General features: G+C 71.2%; 23 protein-coding genes and 1 pseudogene. 12 read left to right on the top strand and 12 right to left on the bottom strand.

All coding sequences use genetic code 11. The features are described 5' to 3' along the window. Nucleotides 1-34: 34 nt before the first annotated feature. The 3 genes from OG352_RS15685 to OG352_RS15695 all read left to right on the top strand — a co-directional run bounded on the left by OG352_RS15685 (nt 35) and on the right by OG352_RS15695 (nt 3184). Nucleotides 35-1051, top strand: a complete 1017-nt coding sequence (locus tag OG352_RS15685) for a ribokinase (RefSeq protein ID WP_329217595.1) — start codon at nt 35-37, stop codon at nt 1049-1051. Further along, entirely contained in the window at nt 1048-1437 is a 390-nt protein-coding gene (rbsD, locus tag OG352_RS15690) for a D-ribose pyranase (protein ID WP_329217597.1), read from the top strand. Before OG352_RS15685 ends, rbsD begins: the two co-directional genes overlap by 4 nt. Nucleotides 1438-1975: 538 nt before the next feature. Continuing rightward, nucleotides 1976-3184, top strand: a complete 1209-nt coding sequence (locus OG352_RS15695; RefSeq protein WP_329217598.1) for an esterase/lipase family protein — start codon at nt 1976-1978, stop codon at nt 3182-3184. A gap of 52 nt (nt 3185-3236) precedes the next feature. Here the strand turns inward: OG352_RS15695 and OG352_RS15700 are convergent, their stop codons facing one another. Together OG352_RS15700 and OG352_RS15705 are read right to left on the bottom strand one after the other, a co-directional pair. After that, nucleotides 3237-3590, bottom strand: coding sequence for a hypothetical protein (locus tag OG352_RS15700; RefSeq protein WP_329217599.1), 354 nt, complete (start codon nt 3588-3590; stop codon nt 3237-3239). Then, nucleotides 3587-3814, bottom strand: a complete 228-nt coding sequence (locus OG352_RS15705) for a hypothetical protein (RefSeq protein WP_329217601.1) — start codon at nt 3812-3814, stop codon at nt 3587-3589. Before OG352_RS15705 ends, OG352_RS15700 begins: the two co-directional genes overlap by 4 nt. A gap of 128 nt (nt 3815-3942) precedes the next feature. Here OG352_RS15705 and OG352_RS15710 point away from each other — a divergent pair, with 128 nt between their 5' ends. Together OG352_RS15710 and OG352_RS15715 are read left to right on the top strand one after the other, a co-directional pair. Then, nucleotides 3943-4767: a helix-turn-helix domain-containing protein gene (locus OG352_RS15710; RefSeq protein ID WP_329217603.1), complete on the top strand. Its 825-nt coding sequence runs from the start codon at nt 3943-3945 to the stop codon at nt 4765-4767. Beyond that, nucleotides 4754-4957, top strand: a complete 204-nt coding sequence (locus tag OG352_RS15715; RefSeq protein ID WP_329217605.1) for a DUF397 domain-containing protein — start codon at nt 4754-4756, stop codon at nt 4955-4957. Before OG352_RS15710 ends, OG352_RS15715 begins: the two co-directional genes overlap by 14 nt. A gap of 347 nt (nt 4958-5304) precedes the next feature. Here OG352_RS15715 and OG352_RS15720 read toward each other — a convergent pair whose 3' ends face one another. The 5 genes from OG352_RS15720 to OG352_RS15740 form a co-directional block, all read right to left on the bottom strand. Next, nucleotides 5305-5697, bottom strand: a complete 393-nt coding sequence (locus OG352_RS15720; RefSeq protein ID WP_329217606.1) for a hypothetical protein — start codon at nt 5695-5697, stop codon at nt 5305-5307. Continuing rightward, nucleotides 5694-5984 (bottom strand): Arc family DNA-binding protein, encoded by a 291-nt coding sequence (locus tag OG352_RS15725; RefSeq protein ID WP_329217607.1) that lies wholly within the window; start codon nt 5982-5984, stop codon nt 5694-5696. Before OG352_RS15725 ends, OG352_RS15720 begins: the two co-directional genes overlap by 4 nt. Before the next feature lie 87 nt (nt 5985-6071). Next, nucleotides 6072-6869, bottom strand: a complete 798-nt coding sequence (locus OG352_RS15730; RefSeq protein WP_443072481.1) for a sugar phosphate isomerase/epimerase family protein — start codon at nt 6867-6869, stop codon at nt 6072-6074. A gap of 35 nt (nt 6870-6904) precedes the next feature. Next, complete coding sequence (locus tag OG352_RS15735) at nt 6905-8059, bottom strand: dihydrodipicolinate synthase family protein (protein WP_329217610.1); 1155 nt, start codon at nt 8057-8059, stop codon at nt 6905-6907. Next, a complete protein-coding gene (locus OG352_RS15740) occupies nt 8056-9213 on the bottom strand; it encodes a Gfo/Idh/MocA family protein (protein WP_329217611.1) in 1158 nt (385 codons plus the stop codon). The genes OG352_RS15735 and OG352_RS15740 overlap by 4 nt, the downstream gene beginning before the upstream one ends. 331 nt (nt 9214-9544) lie before the next feature. On the opposite strand from OG352_RS15740, the pseudogene OG352_RS15745 reads away from it, so the two are divergent. Both OG352_RS15745 and OG352_RS15750 read left to right on the top strand, forming a co-directional pair. Next, nucleotides 9545-10588 (top strand): annotated as a pseudogene (locus tag OG352_RS15745) (LacI family DNA-binding transcriptional regulator); the annotation flags it as partial. Between the two features lie 270 nt (nt 10589-10858). Then, nucleotides 10859-11653, top strand: a complete 795-nt coding sequence (locus OG352_RS15750; RefSeq protein WP_329217612.1) for a sugar phosphate isomerase/epimerase family protein — start codon at nt 10859-10861, stop codon at nt 11651-11653. A gap of 46 nt (nt 11654-11699) precedes the next feature. Here OG352_RS15750 and OG352_RS15755 read toward each other — a convergent pair whose 3' ends face one another. Beyond that, entirely contained in the window at nt 11700-12038 is a 339-nt protein-coding gene (locus tag OG352_RS15755; RefSeq protein WP_329217613.1) for a hypothetical protein, read from the bottom strand. Between the two features lie 325 nt (nt 12039-12363). Between OG352_RS15755 and OG352_RS15760 the strand changes: the two genes are divergently transcribed. The 3 genes from OG352_RS15760 to OG352_RS15770 all read left to right on the top strand — a co-directional run bounded on the left by OG352_RS15760 (nt 12364) and on the right by OG352_RS15770 (nt 14775). Further along, nucleotides 12364-12726: a hypothetical protein gene (locus tag OG352_RS15760; RefSeq protein WP_329217615.1), complete on the top strand. Its 363-nt coding sequence runs from the start codon at nt 12364-12366 to the stop codon at nt 12724-12726. A 136-nt stretch (nt 12727-12862) separates the two neighbouring features. Then, nucleotides 12863-14098 carry a sensor histidine kinase gene (locus OG352_RS15765; protein WP_443072280.1) on the top strand — a complete coding sequence of 412 codons (1236 nt, stop codon included), beginning with the start codon at nt 12863-12865 and terminating at the stop codon, nt 14096-14098. Next, nucleotides 14095-14775: a response regulator transcription factor gene (locus OG352_RS15770; protein WP_329217617.1), complete on the top strand. Its 681-nt coding sequence runs from the start codon at nt 14095-14097 to the stop codon at nt 14773-14775. The genes OG352_RS15765 and OG352_RS15770 overlap by 4 nt, the downstream gene beginning before the upstream one ends. Nucleotides 14776-14877: 102 nt before the next feature. On the opposite strand, the gene OG352_RS15775 is transcribed toward OG352_RS15770, so the two are convergent. Continuing rightward, on the bottom strand, nt 14878-15876 hold the full coding sequence (locus OG352_RS15775) for an EamA family transporter (RefSeq protein ID WP_329217619.1): 999 nt from the start codon (nt 15874-15876) through the stop codon (nt 14878-14880). An 87-nt stretch (nt 15877-15963) separates the two neighbouring features. Between OG352_RS15775 and OG352_RS15780 the strand changes: the two genes are divergently transcribed. Continuing rightward, nucleotides 15964-16872: a LysR family transcriptional regulator gene (locus OG352_RS15780; protein WP_329217622.1), complete on the top strand. Its 909-nt coding sequence runs from the start codon at nt 15964-15966 to the stop codon at nt 16870-16872. A gap of 377 nt (nt 16873-17249) precedes the next feature. Continuing rightward, entirely contained in the window at nt 17250-19118 is a 1869-nt protein-coding gene (locus tag OG352_RS15785) for a glycoside hydrolase family 3 protein (protein ID WP_329217624.1), read from the top strand. Between the two features lie 249 nt (nt 19119-19367). Here OG352_RS15785 and OG352_RS15790 read toward each other — a convergent pair whose 3' ends face one another. The 3 genes from OG352_RS15790 to OG352_RS15800 all read right to left on the bottom strand — a co-directional run bounded on the left by OG352_RS15790 (nt 19368) and on the right by OG352_RS15800 (nt 25236). After that, complete coding sequence (locus OG352_RS15790; protein ID WP_329217625.1) at nt 19368-20816, bottom strand: S28 family serine protease; 1449 nt, start codon at nt 20814-20816, stop codon at nt 19368-19370. 104 nt (nt 20817-20920) lie between these two features. After that, a complete protein-coding gene (locus OG352_RS15795; protein ID WP_443072281.1) occupies nt 20921-21301 on the bottom strand; it encodes a hypothetical protein in 381 nt (126 codons plus the stop codon). Nucleotides 21302-21501: 200 nt separating this feature from the next. Then, nucleotides 21502-25236 carry an ABC transporter ATP-binding protein gene (locus OG352_RS15800; RefSeq protein ID WP_329217626.1) on the bottom strand — a complete coding sequence of 1245 codons (3735 nt, stop codon included), beginning with the start codon at nt 25234-25236 and terminating at the stop codon, nt 21502-21504. Nucleotides 25237-25339: the final 103 nt, after the last annotated feature.

Consider the following 25339-nt stretch of genomic DNA (forward strand, 5'->3'; position numbering starts at 1 on the left):
TCCATTGGCCATTGGCATCGGCGAGGAGTGCTTCATGTACGACTACGACCTGCTGGTCGTAGGGTCGGCCAACGCCGACCTGGTGATCGACGTCGAGCGGCGCCCGGGTGCCGGTGAGACGGTTCTGGGCGGCGACCTGGCCGTCCACCCCGGCGGCAAGGGCGCGAACCAGGCCGTGGCGGCCGCCCGCCTCGGGGCCCGCACGGCCCTGCTGGCCCGGGTCGGCGACGACGCGTACGGCCGGCTGCTGCTCGACTCGCAGCGGGCGGCCGGGGTCGACACGGTGGGCGTCCTGGTGGGCGGGGCGCCGACCGGGGTCGCGCTGATCACCGTGGACCCGTCGGGCGACAACAGCATCGTGGTGTCGCCGGGCGCGAACGGGCGTCTGACGCCGGAGGACGTCCGGGCCGCCGCCCCTCTCTTCCACACCTCCCGGGTGGTGTCGGCCCAGTTGGAGATTCCGCTGGAGACGGTCGTGGAGGTCGTGAAGGTCGTACGGGATCTGGCGCCGGGCAGCCGCTTCGTGCTGAACCCGTCTCCGCCGCGCCCGTTGCCGGCCGAGGTGCTGGCGGCGTGCGACCCGCTGATCGTCAACGAGCACGAGGCGAAGGTGCTCCTGGGTGAGGCGGGCGGGAGTCCTTCGGGAGGCGAGGAACCCGAGGACTGGGCACGGGTGTTGCTCGCGAAGGGGCCCAAGTCGGTGGTCGTGACGCTGGGTTCGCGGGGCGCGTTGGTCGCCTCGGCGGAGGGCGTTGCGCGGGTGGCGTCGGTGAAGGTGGACGCCGTGGACACGACGGGTGCGGGTGACTCCTTCACGGCGGCGCTGGCGTGGAAGCTGGGCACGGGCTCGTCCCTGGCCGAGGCCGCGGCGTACGCGGCACGGGTCGGGGCGGCGGCGGTGACCCGGCGGGGCGCGCAGGAGTCGTTCCCGACGGCGGAGGAGGTCGAGGCTCTGTGCTGTGCCTTCCCGGGGGACAACCCCCGGACCCCCGGCCGGAAAAGCAGCCCGGAGGGGACGGCCGGAGAGACCTTGCGAGGCGACCACCAGTGAAGAAGGCCGGGATTCTCAACCGTCAACTCTCCGGGGCGCTGGCCGAGTTGGGGCACGGGGACGGGGTGCTGGTGTGCGACGCCGGCATGCCGATACCGGACGGGCCCCGGGTCGTGGACCTCGCTTTCCGGGCGGGGGTGCCGTCGTTCGCGGAGGTGGTCGAGGGGCTGCTCGCCGAGCTGGTCGTGGAGGGCGCCACGGCGGCGGCGGAGGTCCGGGAGGCGAATCCGGCGGCGGCCGGACTGCTGGCGGGGCACTTCGCGGAGCTGACGTTCGTCTCGCACGAGGAGCTGAAGAGGCTGTCGGCGGGGGCGCGACTGGTGGTGCGCACGGGTGAGGCGCGGCCGTACGCGAACGTGCTGCTGCGGTGCGGGGTCTTCTTCTGACGGAGCCTGGGCGGCCGCCGGCACCGCAATGTGCAGGTCGACAACGGGATCAGCACCGGTTACGTCAACGACTGGTACTTGGACACCCGGGGACCAGGCACCTGGAAGCAGCAGCTCCCGCAGTGCCGACGGGGAACGCGGGAAGAGCTTCGAGAAAGCCTCGAGGGGGTCTGGTCGTCGACCAGGCCCCCTCGGCTTTTCCCCTCCGTGTCAGAACCCCCGCGATCCCCCCGGATCCCCCTCCAGAAGTCCTGATGCCATGTACGACACGCATAAGCCGGTAAGGGTTGCGCGGTCCTCAGGAAATTTTTCGGAGTGAGTTCCGAGCGAGTTCGCCATGCGCTCGGTATGCGTGCGGCGTGGAACGGGTTAGCGAAGAGAACAGGCCAACGGCACATGCCGGACGCACTAAACAATTTCCATGCATATTCCATCATTTGTGGTGAACACCCCAGCTCAAATGGGTGATACGCCCGAATTACCCCGCATGATGACGTCGTCTCCCCACCCCTCCCCGAGTCTCATGAGGAGTACGACCATGTCCGAGACGACCGAGCCCAACGTCGGTACGTTCACCCTCGGCGCCGCGCCGACCGCCGAACGCGCCACCCCGGTCGAGGTACCGGAACACGAGGAATGGCCGCTGCCGAACGGCTTCGCCTGGGTCTTCCCCGGCGACGGCAACGACACCGGCGGCCTCGTCCGGCCCGTGATCATGGCCGACGGCTTCAACCTCGGCCGCAGCAAACTCGACGAGCTCTACCAGGGGCTGGAGAGCGGCTACCCGTTCGTCAGCGAGCTGCGCCGGCGCGGCAGGGACGTGATCCTGCTCGGCTTCGAGGAGCGCAGCGCGTCCATCCTGGACAACGCGCAGGCGGCCGAGGCCCTCATCCTGGAGGCGATCGGCCGCCGTGTCGGTGACGCCCGGCTGGTCGTCGGCGGCTTCAGCATGGGCGGCATCGTCACCCGCTACGCGCTGGCCAAGCTGGAGACGCAGCGGATGGACCACCAGACCGAGCTGTACTTCTCGTACGACAGCCCGCACCGGGGCGCGTCCATCCCGGTCGGCGTGCAGGCGTTCTCGCACTTCATCCCGTTCCCGAACGACTTCGCGAGGCAGATGGACAGCCCGGCCGCGCGCCAGATGCTGTGGCGGCACTACGACAAGGACACCGGCAAGATCGGCGTAGCCCCCGAGCGCACGCACTTCCTGGCCGCGCTGGAGCGGTTCGGCGGCTGGCCGATGATCCCGCGCAAGATCGCCGTCGCCAACGGCCGCGCGGACGGGGTCGGCCTGCCCGACGTACTGCCCGGCGAGGTCGCGCTGCGGATCGACCAGATCTACCCCGGCACCACCTTCTACACCCAGGCCCAGGGCGACGACGTGACGGTCGCCTACCTGAACCGCAGGTTCCCCAAGGCCGATGACACCATCACGACCAGCGGCTTCCCGGAGCTGGACGGCGCGCCGGGCGGCACGCTGCACACGTACAAGATCCTCGCCGACGCGATGCGCAAGCTCGGCGGCACGGTGGATCTGCGGCACGAGGAGGTGTGCTTCGTCCCGTCGGTGAGCGCGGTCGCGATCCGCGACGTCGAGCGGCAGGACGACCTGTACGCGCGGATCGACGAACTCCCGCAGGAGGAGAGCGAGTTGGACGAATTCCTCTGCTCTCCCACGACCACCGCGCACACGGCCATCACCGAGGAACTGTGCACGTGGCTGCTGGCCCGCCTCCCCAAGTGACCTCTTTGACCCCTTGATCCCGGCCATGCGCCACCGGGGCCGCCCCGTCCGCTCACACCCGGCGGAGGGCGGCCCCTTCCTCGCGTTCCTCGCCTTCGTCGGCGTCCTCGCTCCGGCCGCCGAGCCGTGCTCCCCGGCTCTCCGCCACCCTCCTGACGTCCCGCAGGGAGTCGACCAACAGCCGTGCGAGGTAGCGCAGTTCGGCACCGGTCGTCCGGTGTTCCGCGAGGAGTGCGCCGGCGTGGCCGAGGAGGTCGTCCGCCATGCCGAGTTGTACGCACTCGACGTCGTCCGCCATCCGCCACACGTAGCCCGTCCCGTCGCCCACGACGTAGCAGGGCTTGCCCTCGGGAGTCGTCCAGGGCAACAGGCGGGCGGGCGACTTCTCGTGTTCCGTAGCGCTCACGTGTCGCTCCCCACGCGAGGCCAGAACAGCGAGCCGAGCCCGATCCCCAGGACGACGGGCGGCACGACTTCAGCCGGACGCTCCCCCGTGCCGTAGCCCGTCGGGCCGCTGACGTACGCGCACGAGTACGGGCGGACCGGCGGCGCGGGCTCCGTACGGCGGCGTCCCCACGCCAGGGACAGGAGCCTCCCGAACGGCCTGAAGAGTCGGGTCAGTTGTGTCACGTCAACCTGCTTTCCCACCTGCGGCGACTTCGCTCTGTTGCGAATCACTCACAGCGTGGGGTCGACGGTGGCTACGCTGCCAGTACCTGGAGGTTGACAACGCGCTTGTCAAGTTGGGAGTCAGCGGCATGACCAAGCCTCGTGCGCCACGAACACAACGGGAGAAGTACGGGGAGGAGCTGAGACTGCGGCGCATCGCGGCCGGCCTCACGCAGGAGGAACTGGCCGATCAGGTCTTCTGCTCTCCCACTCTGATCAGCCACTTCGAGGCGGGCAGGCGGCTTCCCAGGCAGGCCGACGCAAGGCTGATCGACCGGGCGCTGGGGACGGACGGGTTCTTCCTCCGCTGGCTGGAGGAGTTGGAGAACCGGTACGCGAGGCACTTCTCCGCAGTCGCCGAGCTTGAGCGAAAAGCGGTGATGATCCAGCAGTTCGCACCCACCTTGATTCCGGGGATCTACCAGACCCCCGACTACGCACGGGCTGTGTTCCGCGCCTACCGGCCCAACTACACAACCGAGGAGATTGACAGGGAAGTTGTCATTCGAACGGAGCGTGCCGATGTAGTGAACGGCTCGTCGCGTCCCGTCCTGTGGACGCTGCTCGACGAGGCCGTGCTCAGACGCCCGGTCGGCGGGCCAAAGGTCATGGCCGAACAGCTATGGAAAATGGCGGACTTGGCAGAGGAAGGACGCGTGCGGCTCCATGTGCTCCCCTACAGGATCGGGGCGTACGCGATCCAAGAGGGCCTGCTCACGCTGATGAGCTTCGAGAAGGCGGCCACGGTGGCCTACATGGAAGGGTTTGGCATCGGGCAACTCGTAAAAGGCCGAGCACGGGTGAGTGAGTGTCAGACGGCGTACGAGCTGGTGCTCGGTGAAGCGTTGCCGCAGCAGGAGTCACTGGCCTTCGTCAAGTCCGTAGCGGAGGAACACGCGCATGACCAGCAGTGAGCCCATCACCCTCACCGGGTGGTACAAGTCCAGCCACAGCGGCGGCAGTGGGAACGAGTGCCTCGAAGTCGCCCGTGGCCACGCTGGTGTGCCCGTCCGCGACAGCAAGGCCGTCAGCGGTCCGGCGGTGGTCTTCTCGGGGCGCGGATGGTCGGAGTTCGTCGGGGCGGTCAAGGAGGGGCTTCGCTAGCTCGGGTTCAGGAATCCGGCGCGGAGTCCGGGGTCTCGGAGGAGAATGCCTGCGAGGCTCGTCGCCGACCGGATCTGCGAAGTTGAGCGGTGCACCCCTTCGACGCGCTGCGGAGAGCCAGGGCCGCCCCGTGGAAATGTGACACTTCCATGCTGGAGTGTCACACTTTCGCGCCACGTCCACCCACCCCCGGAGGCTCGCCCGCACCGCTCACCTTCGAAGACCCGGGAAACCGGTTCCGCTTCTGGTTGCTGTTGCAGAACGAGCAGGCGAGCAAGTGGTTGAGCCAGTCGAAGGTGCACAGCGGCACGTACAGGGGAATCGATCCTACGGTCGGGGGCGGACCCTCAGCGGTTCAGGTCCATGATGCCGACTCCGAGTCCTTCGTACGGTTGCGGTGTCACGGTGGCGATCAGGCCGCCCATGGGGAGCGTCTGGTTGGGGCGCGCTGCGTGGACGGCCGCCGAGACGCCGAAGTCGACGCCCGCGCGGCCCAGTTCGGCGATGGTCACCGCCATGGCGTGGTCGTCGCCGACGAGATGCAGTACGTCCACCAGCACGCCCGCGTGGTCGACGATCCCGGCGCGTCGGCGCTCGGCCTCCAAGAGGCACAGGACAGGTACCCACAGGCGCATGTCGTCGCTGGCGGCAGCGGCATGGATGAGTCCGGAGACCTGCTTGTCGCCTCCCATCGCCAGGAGGGTGGGGGTGTCGAGTACGTAGTGCTCGGTCCAGCTCAAGGGGACGGCTCCGTCCCGGCCGTCCCGGCCAGGGCGGCGCGGTGAGCGGCGGAGGCCTCCCGCATCTTGCGCCGCATCTCGGCGGACTCCTCGTCCGACACGTGGTGCCCGAAGCGCTCGGCGAGCAGCGTGCGGGTGCGGTCGGCCCGTTCCCTGATCTGCTCGGGAGTCAGCGTCTGAGCGGCTATGTCCTGCATGAGGGCACGAAGGCTGGTGCCCCGCGCCTCGGCGACGGCGGCGAGCTGGTCACGGACTTCGGCGGGTACACGGATCATCACGTCGGCCATCCGGCAAGTATACGTCACGTATACAGCAGTGTCCGGAGAGGTCGACGCCCCTCTCCGGACACTGCCTCCACGACGCGCTACGACTCGCTACGCCGTGTGCTTCACGAACCGGGCCGCCGTCTCCGCCAGCACCTCGCGGCCGTCGCGGGCCCACAGCCCGTCGTTGAACAGTTCGACCTCGATCGCGCCGGTGTAGCCGGCCGTCTCCACGTAGGCCTGCCATTCGCGCATGTCGATCGTGCCGTCGCCGATCTGGCCCCGGCCGGTCAGAACGCCCTCGGGCAACGGGGTGGTCCAGTCGGCGAGTTGGAAGGTGTGGATGCGGCCGGTCGCGCCGGCGCGGGCGATCTGGGCCGGGGCCTGGTCGTCCCACCAGATGTGGTACGTGTCCACGGCCACGCCTACCTGGTGGGCGGGGAAGCGTTCGGCCAGGTCCAGGGCCTGGGTGAGGGTGGAGACCACGCAGCGGTCGGCGGCGTACATGGGGTGGAGGGGCTCGATGGCCAGTTTCACGCCGTGGTTCTCGGCGTAGGGGCCCAGCTCCGCCAGTGCGTCCGCGATGCGTTCCCGTGCGCCGTGCAGGTCCTTCGAGCCGGGCGGGAGGCCGCCGGAGACGAGGACCAGCACCTCGGTGCCCAGGGCCGCGGCCTCGTCGATCGCCCGGCGGTTGTCGGACAGGGCCGTCGCGCGTTCGGCCGGGTCGATCGCCGTGAAGAAGCCGCCCCGGCACAGCGTCGTCACCGTGAGGCCCGCGTCGCGGACCAGTTCGGCGGTCGCCTCCACGCCGTACGTCTGGACCGGCTCGCGCCACAGGCCGACCGCCGGCACGCCCAACTGCACGCACGCGTCGACCAGTTCGGGCATCGACAACTGCTTCACCGTCATCTGGTTGATGCTGAAGCGGGTCAGAGAGTCGGTGGTCACTGCGTTACTCCGTACTGGGCCAGCAGGGTCTTCATGCGTTCCTCCGCCAGCTTCGGGTCGGGGAACAGGCCCAGGCCGTCGGCGAGTTCGTAGGCGCGGGCGAAGTGCGGGAGGGAGCGGGCCGACTGGAGGCCGCCGACCATCGTGAAGTGCGACTGGTGGCCGGCCAGCCAGGCCAGGAAGACCACGCCCGTCTTGTAGAAGCGGGTGGGAGGCTGGAAGAGGTGGCGGGACAACTCGACCGTGGGGTCGAGGAGTTCACGGAAGCCTGCCACGTCGCCCGTGTCCAGGACTCGTACCGCCTCCGCCGCCAGCGGGCCCAGGGGGTCGAAGATGCCCAGCAGGGCGTGGCTGAAGCCCTTCTCGTCGCCCGCGATCAGCTCGGGATAGTTGAAGTCGTCGCCCGTGTAGCAGCGGACGCCCTGCGGGAGTCTGCGGCGGATGTCGATCTCGCGCTGGGCGTCCAGGAGCGAGACCTTGACGCCCTCCACCTTGTCGGGGTGGGCCGCGATGACCTCCAGGAACGTGTCCGTCGCCGCGTCCAGGTCGGACGAGCCCCAGTAGCCCTCCAGCGCCGGGTCGAACATCGGGCCCAGCCAGTGCAGGATCACCGGGTCGGCGGACTGGCGGAGAAGGTGGCCGTAGACGTCCAGGTAGTCGTCGGGGCCGGTCGCCGCCGCTGCCAGGGCTCGGGACGCCATCAGGATCGGGCGGGCGCCCGACTCCTCCACCAGCGCGAGCTGCTCCTCGTAGGCCGTCCGGACCTCCGCGAGGGACGCCGGAGCGGTGAGCTGGTCCGTGCCCACGCCGCACGCGATCAGGCCGCCCACCGACCTGGCCTCCGCCGCCGACCTGCGGATCAGCTCCGCCGCGCCGGCCCAGTCCAGGCCCATGCCGCGCTGGGCGGTGTCCATCGCCTCGGCGACGCCCAGGCCGTGGGACCACAGGTGGCGGCGGAAGGCGAGGGTGGCGTCCCAGTCGACGGCGGCGGGGGAATCGGGGGACACGTCCGCGAACGGGTCCGCCACGACGTGCGCCGCCGAGAAGACCGTACGGGAGGTGAAGGGGGCGCCGGCGGTCAGGGGGAGGGGCGTCGTGCGGGGCTCGTATGTCCGCAAGTCACCTGCTGAGTCCGGGAGTTGGATCGTCACAGCGTGACCTCCGGGATGTCGAGGCGGCGGCCCTCCAGCGAGGACTTCAGGCCCAGCTCGGCGAGTTGGACGCCGCGGGCGCCGGCCAGCAGGTCCCAGTGGTAGGGGGCGTCGGCGTAGACGTGCCGCAGGAACAGTTCCCACTGGGCCTTGAAGCCGTTGTCGAACTCGCCGTTGTCGGGCACCTCCTGCCACTGGTCGCGGAAGGAGTAGGTGGCGGGGATGTCCGGGTTCCAGACCGGCTTGGGGGTCGTGGAGCGGTGCTGGACACGGCAGTTGCGCAGGCCGGCCACCGCCGAGCCCTCCGTGCCGTCCACCTGGAACTCCACCAGTTCGTCGCGGGCCACGCGGACCGCCCAGGAGGAGTTGATCTGGGCGATCGCGCCGCCCTCGAGTTCGAATATGCCGTAGGCGGCGTCGTCGGCCGTGGCGTCGTAGGGCTTGTCGTTCTCGTCCCAGCGCTGCGGGATGTGGGTGGTGGCGATGGCCTGGACGGACTTCACGCGGCCGAACAGCTCGTGGAGCACGTACTCCCAGTGCGGGAACATGTCGACGACGATGCCGCCGCCGTCCTCCGCGCGGTAGTTCCAGGACGGGCGCTGAGCGGCCTGCCAGTCGCCCTCGAAGACCCAGTAGCCGAACTCGCCCCGGACGGACAGGATCCGGCCGAAGAAGCCCCCGTCGATGAGGCGCTTCAGCTTGAGCAGACCCGGGAGGAACAGCTTGTCCTGGACGACGCCGTGCTTGATGCCGGCCGCATTGGCGAGGCGGGCCAGTTCCAGGGCGCCGTCGAGACCGGTCGCCGTCGGCTTCTCCGTGTAGACGTGCTTGCCGGCCGCGATCGCCTTCTTGATCGCCTCCTCGCGGGCGGACGTCACCTGGGCGTCGAAGTAGATCTCGACGGTCGGGTCGGCGAGGACCGCGTCGACGTCCGTGGAGACGTTCTCCGGGTCCAGGCCGTGCTGCTCGGCGAGCGCCCGCAGCGCGTGCTCGCGGCGGCCGACGAGGATCGGCTCCGGCCACAGCACGGTGCCGTCGCCGAGGTCGAGGCCGCCCTGTTCGCGCAGGGCCAGGATGGAGCGGACGAGGTGCTGGCGGTAGCCCATGCGCCCCGTCACGCCGTTCATGGCGATCCGCACCGTCTTGCGTGTCACGTCGATCCCTTCGTAGGCGTCGTGCGCGGCATGCCTCCGTGCTGCGTGCTCGGTGGCATGCCTGCGCGTTTCGTACGCGGTTCGTGCGCGCCGCGTACGCCTCTTCCTGATCAGCGTTACAGCAAGCGCTTTCTATGCAAGAAGAAGCTAGCCTCTGACCGGTGGTCCGGACAAGACCGTGTCCATCCCGAGTTGTTCGAGGGGGCGAACAACAGGGGTGCGGGGCCGTAAGGTCTGCTCGACACGCCCGGAACCGTGCCGAGCCCGGCTGCTGTCTACCACCAGGGCGTACGACGACGTACGACGATATGCGTAACCGGAGGACTAGTAGATGACGGTGACCCTGGCGGACGTGGCGGCCCGCGCGCAGGTCTCGCCCGCGACGGTGTCGCGCGTGCTGAACGGGAACTATCCCGTCGCCGCCACCACCCGGGAGCGGGTGCTGCGGGCGGTCGACGAGCTGGACTACGTGCTGAACGGGCCGGCGAGCGCGCTGGCCGCGGCGACGTCCGACCTGGTGGGAATCCTCGTCAACGACATCGCCGACCCCTTCTTCGGGATCATGGCGAGCGCGATCCAGTCGGAGATCGGGGGGCCGGGCGGGCGCGCCGGGGGCGAGCGGCTGGCGGTGGTCTGCAACACCGGGGGGTCGCCGGAGCGGGAACTGACCTATCTGACCCTGTTGCAGCGGCAGCGGGCCGCGGCCGTGGTGCTGACCGGCGGGGCCGTGGAGGACGAGCCGCACGCGTCGGCGGTGGCGGCGAAGCTGCGCAGGCTGGGGGAGGCGGGGACGCGGGTGGTGCTGTGCGGGCGGCCCCCGGCGCCGGAGACCTCGGCGATCGCGCTGACCTTCGACAACCGTGGCGGCGGGCGGGAGCTGGCCGAGCACCTCATCGGCCTCGGCCACCGGCGGCTCGGCTACATCGCGGGCCCCGAGGAGCGGACGACGACCCGGCACCGGCTGGAGGGCCACCGCGCGGCGCTGGCCGCGGCCGGCATCGAGGAGGACCCGCGCTGGACCGTGCACGGCCCCTACGACCGGCGCGCGGGCTACGAGGCCACGCTGGAACTGCTGCGCCGCGACCCGTCGCTGACGGCGGTCGTCGCCGCCAACGACTCCGTCGCGCTGGGCGCGTGCGCGGCGCTGCGGGAGTCGGGGTTCCGGATCCCGGAGGACGTGTCGGTCGCGGGCTTCGACGACCTCCCGTTCAGCATCGATGTGGTGCCCGCCCTCACGACGGTACGGCTGCCGCTGGCGGAGGCGGGGGCACGGGCGGGCCGCATCGCCATGGGGCGCGAGGAGCCGCCGCCCGGGGGGATCGCCACGGTGCGGGGGGAGTTGATGGTGCGGGGGTCTTCGGGGGTGCCGAGGGGGTCTTCAGGGGGGCCGAGGGGGTCTTCAGGGGGGCCGAGGGAGTCTTCGGGGGTTCCGGGGGTTCCGAGAAGTTGAGACTCCCTCGCTCTCACGAGAGGGCCGAACTCGTCGAGGTGGTCCGCATCACCGATTCCGCCCGGCATCTCACCTCGCGGGATCTGACCGGCGACACCGTGAGGTCTGGGCCGGGGACGAGGTGCGGCAGGCCTGGCCCTGGTCGTCGAGTTGCCCCCACTGGACCCGCGCCCCCGACCGGGTGACAGTAGGACCATGAAGCTCGCCTTCTCCACCCTCGGTGTTCCAGGGCTGCCGGTACCGGAGGTGCTGGCGCTCGCGTCCGCGCACGGGTACCACGGGGTCGAACTGCGCGCCCATCCGGAGGAGCCGGTTCATCCCGGGATCGGGCCGGAAGAGCGGGCCGGGGTGGCCGCCGCGTTCGAGGCGGCGGGGGTGGAGGTGCTGGGGATCGCCGGGTACGCGCGGGTCGCGGCTCCCGGGGACGACGCGGCGGTCGTGGAGGAGGTCAGGACGCTGATCGACCTCGCCGTGGACCTCGGGGCGCCGTACGTCCGTGTCTTCCCGGGCGGGGCCGACGGGCAGACGGACGCCGACGCCGTCGCCGCGCGCAGGCTCGGCACGGCCGCGGAGTACGCCGCCGACCGCGACGTACGCATCCTGCTGGAGACCCACGACTCGCACCGCACGGGCGCCGCCGCCATCCGCGTCCTCGGGCCGGTCGGGCACCGGCAGGTGGGCGCGCTGTGGGACGTCATGCACACCTGGCTGGGCGGCGAGCAGCCGCAGGAGACGTACGCGGCGCTGTCCCCGTACCTCGGATACGTCCAGGTCAAGGACATCTCCTCGGCCGAGGACACCACCCCGCTGGCGCTGGGCGCCGGGGGGCTGCCGCTCGCCGAGTGCGTGGAGGTGCTGGCGCGGCACGGCTGGGACGGGTGGCTGTGCTGGGAGTACGAGAAACGCTGGTACGAGGCGGCGGCGCCGCTGCCGGGTCTGCTGGGACGCGGGCGGGAGTATCTGGGACGGCTGCTCAACGACTCGGCGTGAACCACGGCCGGGGTCGGCCAGGGTCACGGTCTCCAGGTGGTTTCGGTCAGGTGATGATCGCCGTCATCAGCAGGGCAGCCCATACCGCGAGCACCGTGACCGCCCGGGCCTGGATCACCCCGTCGAGGGTCCTGGCCAGTCGGCCGGTCCCGTCGCCCGTGCGTCGGCGTAGGGCCCGGGTGAGCAGCAGTGACGCCCCCGCCGTGCAGGCCGGCAGGAAGAAGGGGCCCTCGCTGGGGTAGTCCGGGTCCCATGGCTCCCTGGCCTGGTTCTCCAGGTGGAGGAGCAGGCCCGCGGCCAGCCACAGCAGTGCGCTGCCGCCGGTGAGCACGGCTTCCTGGGCGGCGGACAGGCGCCTCGGTGTCCTCGGGGTCCTCGGGGTCATGACACGCTCCGTTGCGCTCCCGCTCGCCGAGATCGCCGAAGCCCATCGCACCGGCGAGCAGGGCCGCGTACGAGGCAGGCTGGTGCTCGTGATCGGCTGATGATGGTGGCCGTGGGGGTGAGCCCTGTGCCGCCGTCAGATTCCGTCTACCGCTCTGGATGGACGACCGGTATGTGATACCGCGCAGGTTTACCAGGGACGTCAATCTCCGGCTGTACGCGTGTGCGAAAACATTCTGTGATTCTCCTCCTATACCACACAGCGAACACGCGCTGAACCACCTCGGACTTCTCCTGGTTACGTGGGATGACTGAAGGGCGAATCCATGAAACTCATCAGACGGCTCGCACCGGCGGCAGTGACCGCCGCGGCTCTCGTGATCGCCGGCCCGGTGGCATCGGAGGCCGCCGCGGCCACGACCGCCGTAGCCGCCGCCAACCCTTGCGCCACCCACTCCATCAGCCTTCGGCAGGGATCGTTCAACTACACCGAGTGTCACTACGACTGGGGTGTCCGCGTCACCGGCAACCTGCACAACAACGGCTACCGCGGCTGCGTGAAGATCGAGGTCAACTTCGACAACGGCGCCTACCGCTACAAGACGAAGTGCGGCAGCTCCGGCGGCGTGGACGTCAACTGGAGCGAGGGCGGAGCTCGCGACGCCTACCTTTACCTGAGCTACTCCTAGCCGGCCGCTGCTTTGGCCGGGGACGTCCGGAAGCGTTCTCGGCGTCCCCGGCCAGAGTGGTCAGAGTGGTCAGAGTGCCGACTGTGTGCCGGCTACCCAAGGTCTGCACGGATAGCGTTGCCACAACGTCTGGTTGATGCCTGTCTCCGCCAAGCCGGTCTACTCTGCGCGCGTGCTGCGGAACAGAGGGCTGGTGGACGTGGGCTTGGCGCTGGCTTTCGCAGTGGCGAGCATGCTGCTCGGGCGCGAGCGGGTCCTGCCGCCCGGCTGGGAGCCGCTCGACTCCTTCGGCTATGCGCTGACCGCACTGGTCAATCTGCCCGTCGCCGCCCGCCGCCGGGCCCCCGTCGCCGTCTGCCTGATCGTAGGCACCGCGTGGGCCGGCTACATATACGCCGGCTACTGGCCGGTGGTGAACTGCCTCGCGCCGATGCTGGCGCTCTACACCGTCGCCGCCGCGCGCTCGCTGCGCACGGCGCTGGGCTGCGCGGCGCTGACGGGCGGGGTGTGGCTGTATGCGGGGCTGAGCGCCCAGGCGAGTTCCATGGCCACGGTGACCGTGCAAGCGGTGGTGTTCCCTCTGGTCATGTGCCGGTTCGGTCACGCGGCCCAGGTGTCCGCCGATCGGGGCGACCAACTGGCCCTACTGACCGAGCAACTGCGCCGTGAGCAGGCGGAACGTGCCCGGCGAGCGGTCGCCGAGGAGCAGGGCCGCATAGCGCGCGAGCTGCATGACGTGGTCGCCCACCACATGTCGGTGATCTCGGTGCAGGCCGGGATGGCCGGATACGTCTTCGGCTCCGACCCCGGCGCGGCACACGACGCGTTGCGCACGATCAGCGACACCAGCCGGGAGGGGCTGGAGGAGCTGCGCCGCATGCTGGCCGTCCTGCGCACCGACGACAACGGCGACGGCAAGGGCCCGGCTCCGTACGACTCCGTGCCCGGCCTCGGTCGGCTCGACGAGATGGCCGGACGCATCCGGGCCGCAGGGGTACCGGTGGAGTTGACCGTCACCGGGCGGCCACGCCCGCTCGCACCGGGCGTGGAGCTGTGCGCGTACCGAGTGGTGCAGGAGGCGCTGACGAACGTACTCAAGCATGCGCATACGGCGCGGGCGGTCGTCGTGGTCGCGTACGAAGCACGGCAGCTGTCGGTGACCGTCACGGACGACGGCGGCGCGAAACAGCGTACAGATCCGGACAGAATCCTTCCGGGCGCCGGACACGGCTTGATCGGCATGCGCGAGCGCGCAAGGCTCTACGGCGGGACGGTGGACATCGGCCCCCGGCCCGAGGGGGGCTTCGGCGTCCGGCTGACGCTGCCCACCTCGGCGTCGGCCACGCCTCAGGGGGACGAGACACGCACATGACGAGGGTGCTTGTCGTCGACGACCAGTTCCTGATCCGGGCCGGACTCGTGGGGCTGTTGCGCGCCGCACCCGGCATCGAGGTCGTCGGTGAGGCGGCCGACGGGGCGGAGGCCGTCGAGCAGGCGGCGGCGACGAGCCCCGACGTGGTCCTGATGGACATCCGCATGCCGGGCATGAGCGGCATCACCGCCACCGAACGGATCCTGGCCGGGGCGGACGGCGCGGGGCCGCCGCCCAGGATCCTGGTGCTGACCACGTTCGACCTCGACGAGTACGTCTACGCCGCGCTGCGCGCGGGAGCGTCCGGCTTCCTGCTCAAGGACGCCGGCCCCGAGCGGCTGCTCGCCGCCGTGGCGGCGGTCGCGGGCGGCGACACACTCTTCGCGCCGAGCGTGACCAGGCGGCTGATCGAGGCTCTCGCCCCCCATAACCGGGCGGCGGAGCCGTCGGCCGATCTGGCGGTCCTCACGGCGCGCGAGGTGGAGGTGCTCCGGCTGATCGCGCAGGGGTTGTCGAACATGGACATCGCCGACCATCTGTTCATCAGCGAGGCGACCGTCAAGACGCATCTGAACCGCACCATGTCCAAGCTCGACCTCGGCAGCCGCGCGCAGGCGGTGGTGCTGGCGTACGAGACCGGGTTGGTGAAACCGGGGCCCGCAGGTCTTCCTGGCTGATGTGCCACGTGTCGGTGATCGCTCGCCGGTTCCACGCTGCCCCGGTGACTGATCTGACTGAACTGACTGAACTGACTGATCCCTGACGAGCGTTTTCCCAGATCAGAGTTCGGCAGGGGCGGCGTCATTCGTATGAACAACCGGGGGAACCCGCGGCGGGGCAACCGGGGGAACGGAGGGCGGAACCGTCGGCGAACCCGTCGGTGGAACCGTCCTCCTCGTCGGCGCCAGGGACGTCAGTGCCACGCCGCCCACCAGCAGTGCCGCCGCGCACCAGCGCAGGCCGCTCACCGACTCGTCGAGGAACACGGCGGCCGACGTCATGCCGAAGACGGGGACCAGGAGGGAGAAGGGCGCCACCGTGGACGCCGGGTGGCGGTGCAGCAGCCAGCCCCAGGCGCCGAAGCCGAAGACGGTGGTGACCCAGGCGACGTAGACGACCGTGCCCGCGCCCTGCCAGTCCAGGGCGCGCAGGGCGGCCAGGTCCCTCGCCGGGCCCTCCGTCAGCAGGGACAGGGCGAGCAGCGGCAGCACCGGGACCGTGCTGACCCAGACCATGAAGTTCAGCGCGTCCGGCGGGGACGCCTTGCGGGTGAGGACGTTCGACGCGCCCCAGCACACCGCCGCCGCGATGACGAGCGCGAACGCGCCGAGCGGGCCTGAGGCGCCCTCGTCGACGGCCGCGACGCCGATGCCGGCGAGGGCGACGCCCATGCCCAACAGGCGGACGCGGGTGGGGCGTTCGCCGAGCGCGACGAAGGCGATGGCCGCCGTGAACACCGACTGTATCTGCAACACCAGCGACGACAGTCCGGCCGGCATCCCCGAGGCCATCCCGGTGAACAGCAGCCCGAACTTGGCCATCCCCAGCACCAGCCCCACCGCCACGATCCACTTCCAGGCCACCTTCGGGCGGCCGACGAAGAACACCGCGGGCAGCGCCGCCACCAGGAAGCGCAGGGCGGAGAAGAGCAGCGGCGGGAAGTGGCCGAGGCCGATCTCGACGACGGTGAAGTTCACGCCCCAGACGGCGGCGACGAGGACGGCGAGAACGAGGTGAGAGGGGGCGAGGTGAGAGGGGGCGAGTTGAGAGGGGCGCATACGGTGAGGATCACCGCAGCGGACCAGGTAGCACCAGCGCTGATTGCTGCATGGTTGGATGAAGCAACGCTACCGATTGGATTCACGGTGCTCGATCTCCAGCGCCTGCGCGCCCTGCACGCCGTCTCCGTCCACGGCACCGTCGGCGCCGCGGCCGTCGCCCTCGGCTACACCTCGTCGGCGGTCTCCCAGCAGATCGCCAAGCTGGAACGGGAGACCCGGACGGTCCTGCTGGAGCGCGAGGGGCGCGGTATCCGGCTCACCGACGAGGCACTCCAACTCGCCGCCACGGCAAAGGAGTTGCTGGCGATCGTCGAGCGCGCCGAGACCGAGCTGGAGGAGCGGCGCGGGGTGCCGGCCGGGCGGCTGGCCATCGCCGCGTTCGCCTCGGCGGCGCGCGGGCTGCTGCCCTCGGTCCTGGCCGACCTGGCCCGTCGGCACCCCGCCCTGGACGCCCGGCTCACCGAGGTCGACCCGCATCTGTCGGTGGACCTGGTCGCGAAGGGCGCCGTGGACCTCGCCGTCGCGCACGACTGGGACATCGCGCCGCTGCCCGCCCCGGCCGGCGTGGAGCAGGCGGTGATCGGGGACGACCTGTGCGACCTGCTGGTCCCCGCGGGCCACGCCTTCGTGGGGCGGACGACCGTACGGCGGGAGGAGCTGGGCGGCGAGCGGTGGATCTGCCAGCCGCCGGGCCGGGTCTGCCACGACTGGCTGCTGCGCACGCTGCGCGCGGCCGGGCACGAGCCGGACCTCGTCCACACCGCCGACGAGAACCCGACCCTCGTCGCCCTGGTCGCCGCCGGCCTCGGCGTCGCCCTCATCCCCCGGCTCGGGCGCGGCCCGCTGCCGGCCGGGGTGGTGGAGGTGCCGCTCGACCCGATGCCCGTACGACGCCTGTACGCGCTGTGGCGCACGGGCGCGGCACGGCGGCCGGCGATCGCGGAGACGGTGCGCGTGCTGCGCGAGCAGTGGCCGCAGGCGTCGGCCCACTGAGGCCCTGGAAGGAAGGAAGCGAGGGGGGAGGGAGCGAAGGAAGGAAGGAAGGCCGCCGCTGAATTCCGGGAATGGCCGGCTCAGGAGCCCCTCCCGTCACACCTGTCCCGACTTCCGGAAATCCGGGCGCGGGCGGGAACCCTGCCGACGGCCCGCTCGTCCAACTCGCAGGCTGTCGGACGAGTCACCTCCTCGGTGCGGTGTCGGCCCTCGCTGCTGGCTGCGATCGCTGACCCACCCTCTCCGCCGCACCGCCGGCAACCGAGCCGTCATCGGCGCGCCCCCTCCAATGCGCCGATGGCGGCGCCCGCGCGGGTAGCGTGCGCCCCGGACCCCCACCTCTCCCCACCGGACCCCCCTCCGGAAGGAGCGCGCCCATGCCCTCCAGACGCACCGTCCTCGCCGCCACCGCAGGCGTCACCGCCGCCCTCACCGTCGGCGCCGCGCCCCCCGCGCACGACCGCGACCCGAGCGCTCCCCTCTCCCGGACGACCTCCCGGATGATCTCCCGCACGCTCTCCCGGATGACCCTGGAGGAGAAGGTCGGACAGGTCTTCGTCTCGCGGGTCTACGGCCACTCGGCGACCGCGCCCGACCAGGCCGACGTCGACGCCAACCTCGCCGAACTCGGCGTGCGCACGGCCGCCGAGCTGCTCGCCCGCTACCGGCTCGGCGGGATCGTCTACTTCACCTGGGCGCGCAACACCCGCGCCCCGGCGCAGATCGCGGACCTCTCCAACGGCATCCAGCGGGCCTCCCTCCAGCAGCCGCGCGGGCTGCCGGTGCTGATCTCCACCGACCAGGAACACGGCGCCGTCTGCCGGGTGGGCCGGCCCGCCACCCTCTTCCCGGGCGCGATGGCGATCGGCGCCGGCGGCTCCCGCGCCGACGCCCGCACCCTCGGGCGGCTCGCCGGGCGCGAGCTGCGGGCGATGGGCATCCGGCAGGACTACTCCCCCGTCGCCGACGTCAACGTCGACCCGGCCAACCCGGTCATCGGCGTGCGCTCCTTCGGCGCCGACCCGGACGCGGTGGCCGGTCTGGTCGCGGCGGAGGTCGAGGGCTTCCGGGCGGCGGGGGTGGCGGCGACGGCCAAGCACTTCCCCGGGCACGGCGACACGGCCGTCGACAGCCACACCGGCTTCCCCGTCATCACCCACACCCGTGAGGTGTGGGAGGCGCTGGACGCGGTGCCCTTCCGGGCGGCGATCGCGGCCGGCGTCGACTCCCTGATGACCGCGCACATCCTGGTCCCCGCCCTCGACGTCCCCCACTCTCGGCTTCGCTCGAGCGGGGGGACCCCCATCGGCGACCCCGCCACCCTCTCCCGTCCCATCGTCACCGGCATCCTGCGCGAGAGGCTCGGCTACGACGGGGTCGTGGTCACCGACGCCCTCGACATGGCGGGCGTGCGCACCAAGTACGGCGACGACCGGGTGCCCGTCCTCGCGCTGAAGGCCGGCGTCGACCAGCTCCTCAACCCGCCCAAGCTGGACGTGGCGTTCAACGCCGTGCTGAAGGCCGTCCGGGACGGGGAGCTCACCGAGCGGCGGCTCGACGAGTCGGTCCTGCGGATCCTGCGGCTGAAGGCACGGCTGGGACTGTTCGACGAGCCGTACGTCAGCCTGGCCGACGTCGGGCGGACGGTCGGCGCGCGGGCGCATCTCGCGGCGGCCGACGAGATCGCCGAGCGGACGACGACCCTGCTGGTCAACGAGGGCCCGGTGCTGCCCCTCTCCCCCCGCACCCACCCCCGTCTGCTGGTCGTCGGCGCCGACCCGGCCTCGCCCACCGGCACCACCGGCCCGCCCACCGGTGTCCTCGCCGCCGCCCTCACCGCCCTGGGCTTCGGGGCGACCGCCCTGTCCACGGGCACGGACCCGTCGCCCGAGGCGATCACGCGGGCGCTGACGGCGGCGGGCGCGGCGGACGCCGTGGTGGTCGCCACGTACAACGTCACGGCGGACGGTGCGCAGCGGACGCTCGTGGAGCAGTTGGTGAGGCAACTGGCCGCGACCGGGCGGCCGGTGGTCGCGATGGCGATCCGCAACCCGTACGACGTGGCCCAACTGCCTTCGGTGCAGGCCTGCTTGGCCACCTACTCCTGGACCGACGTCGAACTGCGCGCCGCCGCCCGGGTGATCGCAGGGACGGTCGCACCGCGCGGAAAGCTACCGGTGCCCGTGCAGCGGGCGGACGATCCGACGCGGGTGCTGTACCCGACGGGACACGGCCTGACGTACTAGAGAACGTACGTGCGCACCAGAGGACGTACTCGGCCTACGCCGACCGTCGGGCGCGCGCCCCGCACCACGGCGGCGCGGGCAGGGGTCAGGTCCGTGAGACGGCGTGCGACGGGTCGGGGACCAGGAAACCGAAGTACAAGGTGACGAAGGCCGTGGACGTCCGCGCGATGCCCGGCGTCAACGGCCCTCTACGTCCAACTCGGCGGCGACACCCACCCGGTGGGCTGCGCGCGGCCGGTCTGAGTCACGTCACGGACGCAGCGCGGGCTCCCGCTCCACGTCCCGCACGTCCAGCTTCGCGTCGAACTTCGCCAGCGGCCTGGCCTGGGAGACGGCGGTGGCGGCGACGCCCGCCCAGTCCAGGATCCGGGCCGTGGCCAGCGACTTCTGGTCCGCGACGAGGCCGGCGACGTTCGCGCCGTGGTTCAGGCCGGGGGCCGTGAAGACGTACGAGTCCTTCGCGCCCTTGCCGAGCCGGAACGGCTCCGCGCCCCACGGGTCGTTCTGGCCGTAGACGAAGAGCATGTGGCGGGCGTTGTGCTTGACCCACGTGTCGACGTCCCGCATCGCGCCCGGCTGGAACTTCATCCGGATGTCGCGGGGGACGAAGTTGCGCGGCGGCTGGTAGCCGTAGCGGATGTACCGCTTCTCGATGTTCGGGAAGTGGATGGTGGGGGCGCCCAGTTGGGTGCCGGCCTGGTAGTAGTACGGGGTGTACGTCTCCAGGCCCTGGTCGGCGTAGGCGGAGAACCCGGAGATCGTGTCGATCGAGTCGAAGATCTCGTCGTCCGTGGCGGTCGCCGCGTTCGCGGGGATCGTGGCGCAGTCCGACAGCAGGCTGTACTGCCAGAAGCCCCAGACGTAGTCCAGCACCACGGCCTCGTAGGCGCGGTCGAGGCTGCCGATGGTGGTGAACGTGTAGCCGTTCTCCGCCGCGTACGCCTCGTACTTCTTCTCCAGCGGCTCCCGGCGCACCAGCGCCTCGCGCTGCACGGCGTTCAGCCGGTCGCGGCACTCCTTGGTGCCGACGCGGGCGAAGAAGCGGTCGTAGGCGGAGTCCTCGTCGTTGACGACGTCGTTGGGGGCGACGTAGGCCACCACGCCGTCCATGTCACGCGGGTAGAAGCGCTCGTAGTACGTCGCCGTCATGCCGCCCTTGGAGCCGCCGGTGGAGATCCAGTTCTTGGCGTAGATCTTCTTCAGCGCCTTGAAGATGCGGTGCTGGTCGCTCGCCGCCTGCCAGATGTCCAGCTTGGACCAGTCGGCCGGGTCGGGGCGGGAGGGGTTGAAGAAGCGGTACTCCATGGAGACCTGGTTGCCGTCGACGATCTGGGTCGGCTCGCGGCGGCTGGGGGTGGTGGAGACGTTGTAGCCGCCGGTGTAGAAGACTGTGGGGCGGCTGACGTCCTTGTGCAGCACGGTGATGCGCTGCTGGAAGGTGCCCTTGGACGGGTGCCGGTGGTCGACCGGCTGCGTGTAGTTGAGGACGAAGTAGCGGTAGCCGGGATACGGCTTCTCCTGGACCAGGCTCATGCCCGGGACGGAGAGCAGCCGGTCCTTGATGTCCGTCGGCTCCGGCGATGGGGGTCCCCCCGCGCGAGCGAAGTCGAGCGTGGGGGAGGCGGTCGCCGCTCCGGCCGTGCTCAGCGTGCCTATGAGCACGGTGAGCGCCAGCAGCCATCTGAGCGCTTTGCGCATGCGCGTGCACCCTTCCCTGTGAGACAGATGTGCACACCGGAAGCTATCCGGGGCAACGCCCGTCGCACCAGAGGGGGTTGCCGAGGGTTACCCCTACACCGGGTTCAGCACACGATCCAGCCCGAGCTGTACGAGCCGCCGCCCACCGAGCCCCTCACCCACACGCTCCGGTGTCCCGCGTAGACCCGCACCACCGGTGAACTGCGGGTGTGCCGCCTCGACTTCGGTACGGCGACATGGCCGCGCGCCTGCACGCTCACCGAGATCAGCCGCTTGGTGCCGGGCTTCTTCTGGACGGTGTAGGCGCAGACCAGGCCGCCGTCCCTGTACACCAGTACGGAACCGGTGGAGAAGGACAGGGTGCGCACCTTCCGCCCTGTACAGGAGGTGGCGGAAGAGGCGGCGGAGGCGGACGCGGCCTGGGCGCTGCCCGGCGCCACGACGGCGAGCAGCGCGGCCACGGTCAGCAGAACCAGTCCCCCCACCAGCCGCCGCCCCGCCGTACTCCCCACACTCCCCGCGCCCCCACCACTCCCCGTACTCCCGCTTCTCCCTCTGCGCCCTCGGTTTCCAGGCCCCCAAGTCCCCCCTGTGCCCACGGTCCCCGTCCCCTCCCGCCTTCGCCGTACGCGATTGCCGTACTGGTGTACGGACGCACGGCGTGTGTCGGATGGTTGCGCGACCGTCACCGGGACGCGCTCACCGACTCCTCGGGCTCGTCCGCGCCGACGAAGGTCCGCCACAGGCGGGCGTAGCGCCCGTCGAGGGCGAGGAGTTCCGTGTGCGTGCCGTCCTCCACGACCCGGCCGTGGTCCATCAGCACGACACGGTCCGCGCGGGCCGCGGTGGTCAGGCGGTGGGCCACCACCAGGGTGGTGCGGCGGCCCGCGAGGCGGTCCGTGGCCTGGTTGACCTGGGCTTCCGTGGCCAGGTCGAGGGCGGCCGTCGCCTCGTCGAGGAGCAGGACGTCCGGGTCGACGAGTTCGGCGCGGGCCAGTGCGATCAGTTGGCGCTGGCCTGCGGAGAGGTTGCGGCCTCGCTCGGACACCTCGTGGAGGTAGCCGCCGTCGAGGGTGGCGATCATGTCGTGCGCGCCGACCGACCGCGCCGCCGCCTCGACCTCGGCGTCGGTGGCGTCGGGCCGGCCGTAGGCGATGGCGTCGCGGACGGTGCCGGGGAAGAGGTACGCCTCCTGCGGGACGACTCCGAGACGGTGGCGGTACGAGGTGAGGTCCAGGGAGCGGAGGTCCGTGCCGTCGACCGTCACCCGGCCGCCGGTCGGGTCGTAGAAGCGGGCCACCAGCTTGACGAGGGTCGACTTGCCGGCGCCGGTCTCGCCGACGAACGCGACCGTCTGGCCGGCCGGGATGCTCAACTCGATCCCGGTCAGGGCCTCTTCCTCCGCCCCGTACGTGAAGTGCACGTCCTCGAAGGCGATTTCGCCGCGCAGCGAGAGCACTTCGAGCGGCTCGTCGGCGGACCGCGTGGACGTCGGCTCCTGGAGCAACTCCTGGATGCGGCCCAGGGACACGGTCGCCTGCTGGTAGCCGTCGAAGACCTGGGAGAGCTGCTGGACGGGGGCGAAGAACAGGTCGATGTAGAGGAGATACGCGACCAGGGCGCCGGTCGTCAGCGTCGCCGCGTCGACCCGGCCCGCGCCCGCGACCAGTACCGCTGCCGCCGCGATCGACGACAGGAACTGCACGAAGGGGAAGTAGACCGAGATCAGCCACTGGCCCCGGACGCGGGCCACGCGGTAGCTGTCGCTGGCCTCCGCGAACCGCGCCCGGCCGTCCCGCTCGCGCCGGAAGGCCTGCACGATCCTGAGCCCGGACACCGACTCCTGGAGGTCGGCGTTGACCGACGACACGCGCTCGCGGGCGAGTTCGTACGCCTTCACACTCGCCCTGCGGAAGAAGTAGGTGGCGATGATCAGGGGCGGGAGCGTCGCGAAGACGACGAGCGCGAGCTGTACGTCGATCACCAGCAGGGCGACCAGGATGCCGAAGAACGTGACGACCGAGACGAAGGCGGTGACCAGCCCGGTCTGCAGGAACGTGGACAGGGCGTCGACGTCGGTCGTCATCCGGGTCATGATCCGGCCGGTCAACTCCCGTTCGTAGTAGTCGAGTCCGAGCCGCTGGAGCTGGGCGAAGATCTTCAGGCGGAGGGTGTAGAGGACGCGTTCGCCGGTGCGGCCGGTCTTGCGGATCTCGCCGGTCTGCGCGACCCACTGCACCAGCACGGCGAGCAGGCCGAGCAGCGAGGCGGCCCAGACGGCGCCCAGCGCCATCCGGCTCACGCCCTGGTCGATGCCGTGCCGGATCATCACCGGCAGCAGCAGGCTCATCCCGGCGTCGACGGCGACCAGGCCGAGGCTGACGAGGAGCGGGGCGCCGAAGCCGCGCAGCAGCCTGCGCAGGCCGTAGGACTCCTCCGGCTGCACCGCCCGCCCCTCGTCGACGTCCGGTGTGTCGGCGGCCGGGGGCAACTCCTCGATCTGGGCGAGGAGTTCGGGGGTGGCCGGCATCTCGGAGAGCGCGGTGTCCTTCGGCTCACGGTCGCCGGTCCACAGCCGGGGCGTCACCCCGCGCTCGGCGTCGAACTCGGCGTCCAGTTCGTCGCGGACGGTGGTGTCCTCGCCCGCTGCGAGCGGCCGGGCGTGGCCGGGCGAGACGCCGCCGAGCTCGTCCGGGTCGGTGAGCAGGCGGCGGTAGAGCGGGGAGCGTTTCTGGAGCTCCTCGTGGGTGCCGAGGTCGGCGAGGCGTCCGGCGTCGAGGACGGCTATGCGGTCGGCGAGGCCCAGGGTGGAGCGGCGGTGGGCGATGAGGAGGGTCGTACGGCCCTCCATGACCTGCCCCAGCGCCTCGTGGATCTCGTGCTCGACGGCCGCGTCCACGGCGGAGGTGGCGTCGTCGAGGACCAGCAGGCGGGGGTCGGTGAGGATCGCGCGGGCGAGCGCGACGCGCTGGCGCTGGCCGCCGGAGAGGGTGAGGCCGTGTTCGCCGACCTTCGTGTCGTAGCCCTCGGGCAGCTCGGCGATGAACCCGTCGGCCTGGGCGACGCGGGCGGCCTCCTCGATCTGCTCCCGGGTCGCGTCGGGACGCCCGTACGCGATGTTGTCGCGGACCGTGTCGGAGAAGAGGAAGGAGTCCTCGGGGACCAGGCCGATCGCGGCGCGCAGCGAGTCGGAGGTGAGCTCGCGGACGTCGTGGCCGCCGATGAGGACGGCGCCCCGGGTGACGTCGTAGAAGCGGGGCACGAGGAGGGAGACCGTCGACTTGCCCGAGCCGGAGGAACCGACGACGGCCAGGGTCTCGCCGGCGCGGATCTCCAGGCTGAGGCCGTCGAGGACGGGGCGCTCGGGGTCGTAGCCGAAGGAGACGTCGTCGAACTCGACCGTCGCCGGGGCGTCGGCGGGGAGCTCCTTGGCGCCGTCCGTCATCGACGGCTCGGTGTCGATCAGCTCCAGGACGCGTTCGGTGCCGGCGCGGGCCTGCTGGCCGACCGTGAGGACCATCGCGAGCATCCGGACCGGGCCGACGAGCTGGGCGAGATAGGTGGAGAACGCGACGAACGTGCCGAGGGTGATGTGCCCGCGCACGGCCAGCCAGCCGCCGACCGCCAGCATGGCGACCTGGCCGAGCGCGGGGACGGCCTGCAGGGCGGGGGTGTACGCAGAGTTCAGCCGGATCGTGCGCAGCCGGCCCGCGAAGAGCCGGCGGCCGACCTCGCGCAGCTTGCCCGTCTCCTGGTCCTCCTGCCCGAAGCCCTTCACCACGCGTACGCCGCTGACGGCGCCGTCGACCACGCCCGCGACCGCCGCCGCCTGCGCCTGCGCGTACCAGGTGGCCGGGTGCAGCTTCGTACGGCTGCGCTTGGCGATGTACGCGAGGGCGGGCGCCACGGCGAGGGCGACCAGGGTGAGCGGGAGCGACAGCCACGCCATGATCACCAGGGAGATCAGGAAGAGGAGCAGGTTCCCGATCGTCATCGGGAGCATGAACAGCAGGCCCTGGATGAGCTGGAGGTCGCTGGTGGCGCGGCCGATGACCTGCCCGGTGGACAGCTCGTCCTGGCGGCGGCCGTCGAGCCGGGTGATCGTCTCGAACATCTCGGTCCGCAGGTCGTGCTGGACGTCGAGGGCGAGCCGGCCGCCGTAGTAGCGGCGGACGTAGGTGAGGGCGTACACGACGAGCGCGGCGGCGAGGAGGGCTCCCGCCCAGGGCGCCATGGCACGGGTGTGGCCGCCGATGACGTCGTCGATGATCACCTTGGTGACCAGCGGGACCAGTGCCATGACGGCCATGCCGGCGAGCGAGGAGCCGAGCGCGAGGACGACGTCCGTCGGGTGGCGCCATGCGTAGCCCGCCAGGCGGTGTGCCCAGCCTCGCGGTGTCTCCCCCTGCTGCGCTGCCACCCGGTGCCTTCCTTCAGACCAGACCTTCAGGCCTGATGTTCGGCCTGATCTTCCGGAAGGCACCAACGCGGAACGGGGCGGATTTCATCCCGCCGCGACAATT

The sequence above is a fragment of the Streptomyces sp. NBC_01485 genome, from assembly GCF_036227125.1.
Taxonomy (GTDB): domain Bacteria; phylum Actinomycetota; class Actinomycetes; order Streptomycetales; family Streptomycetaceae; genus Streptomyces.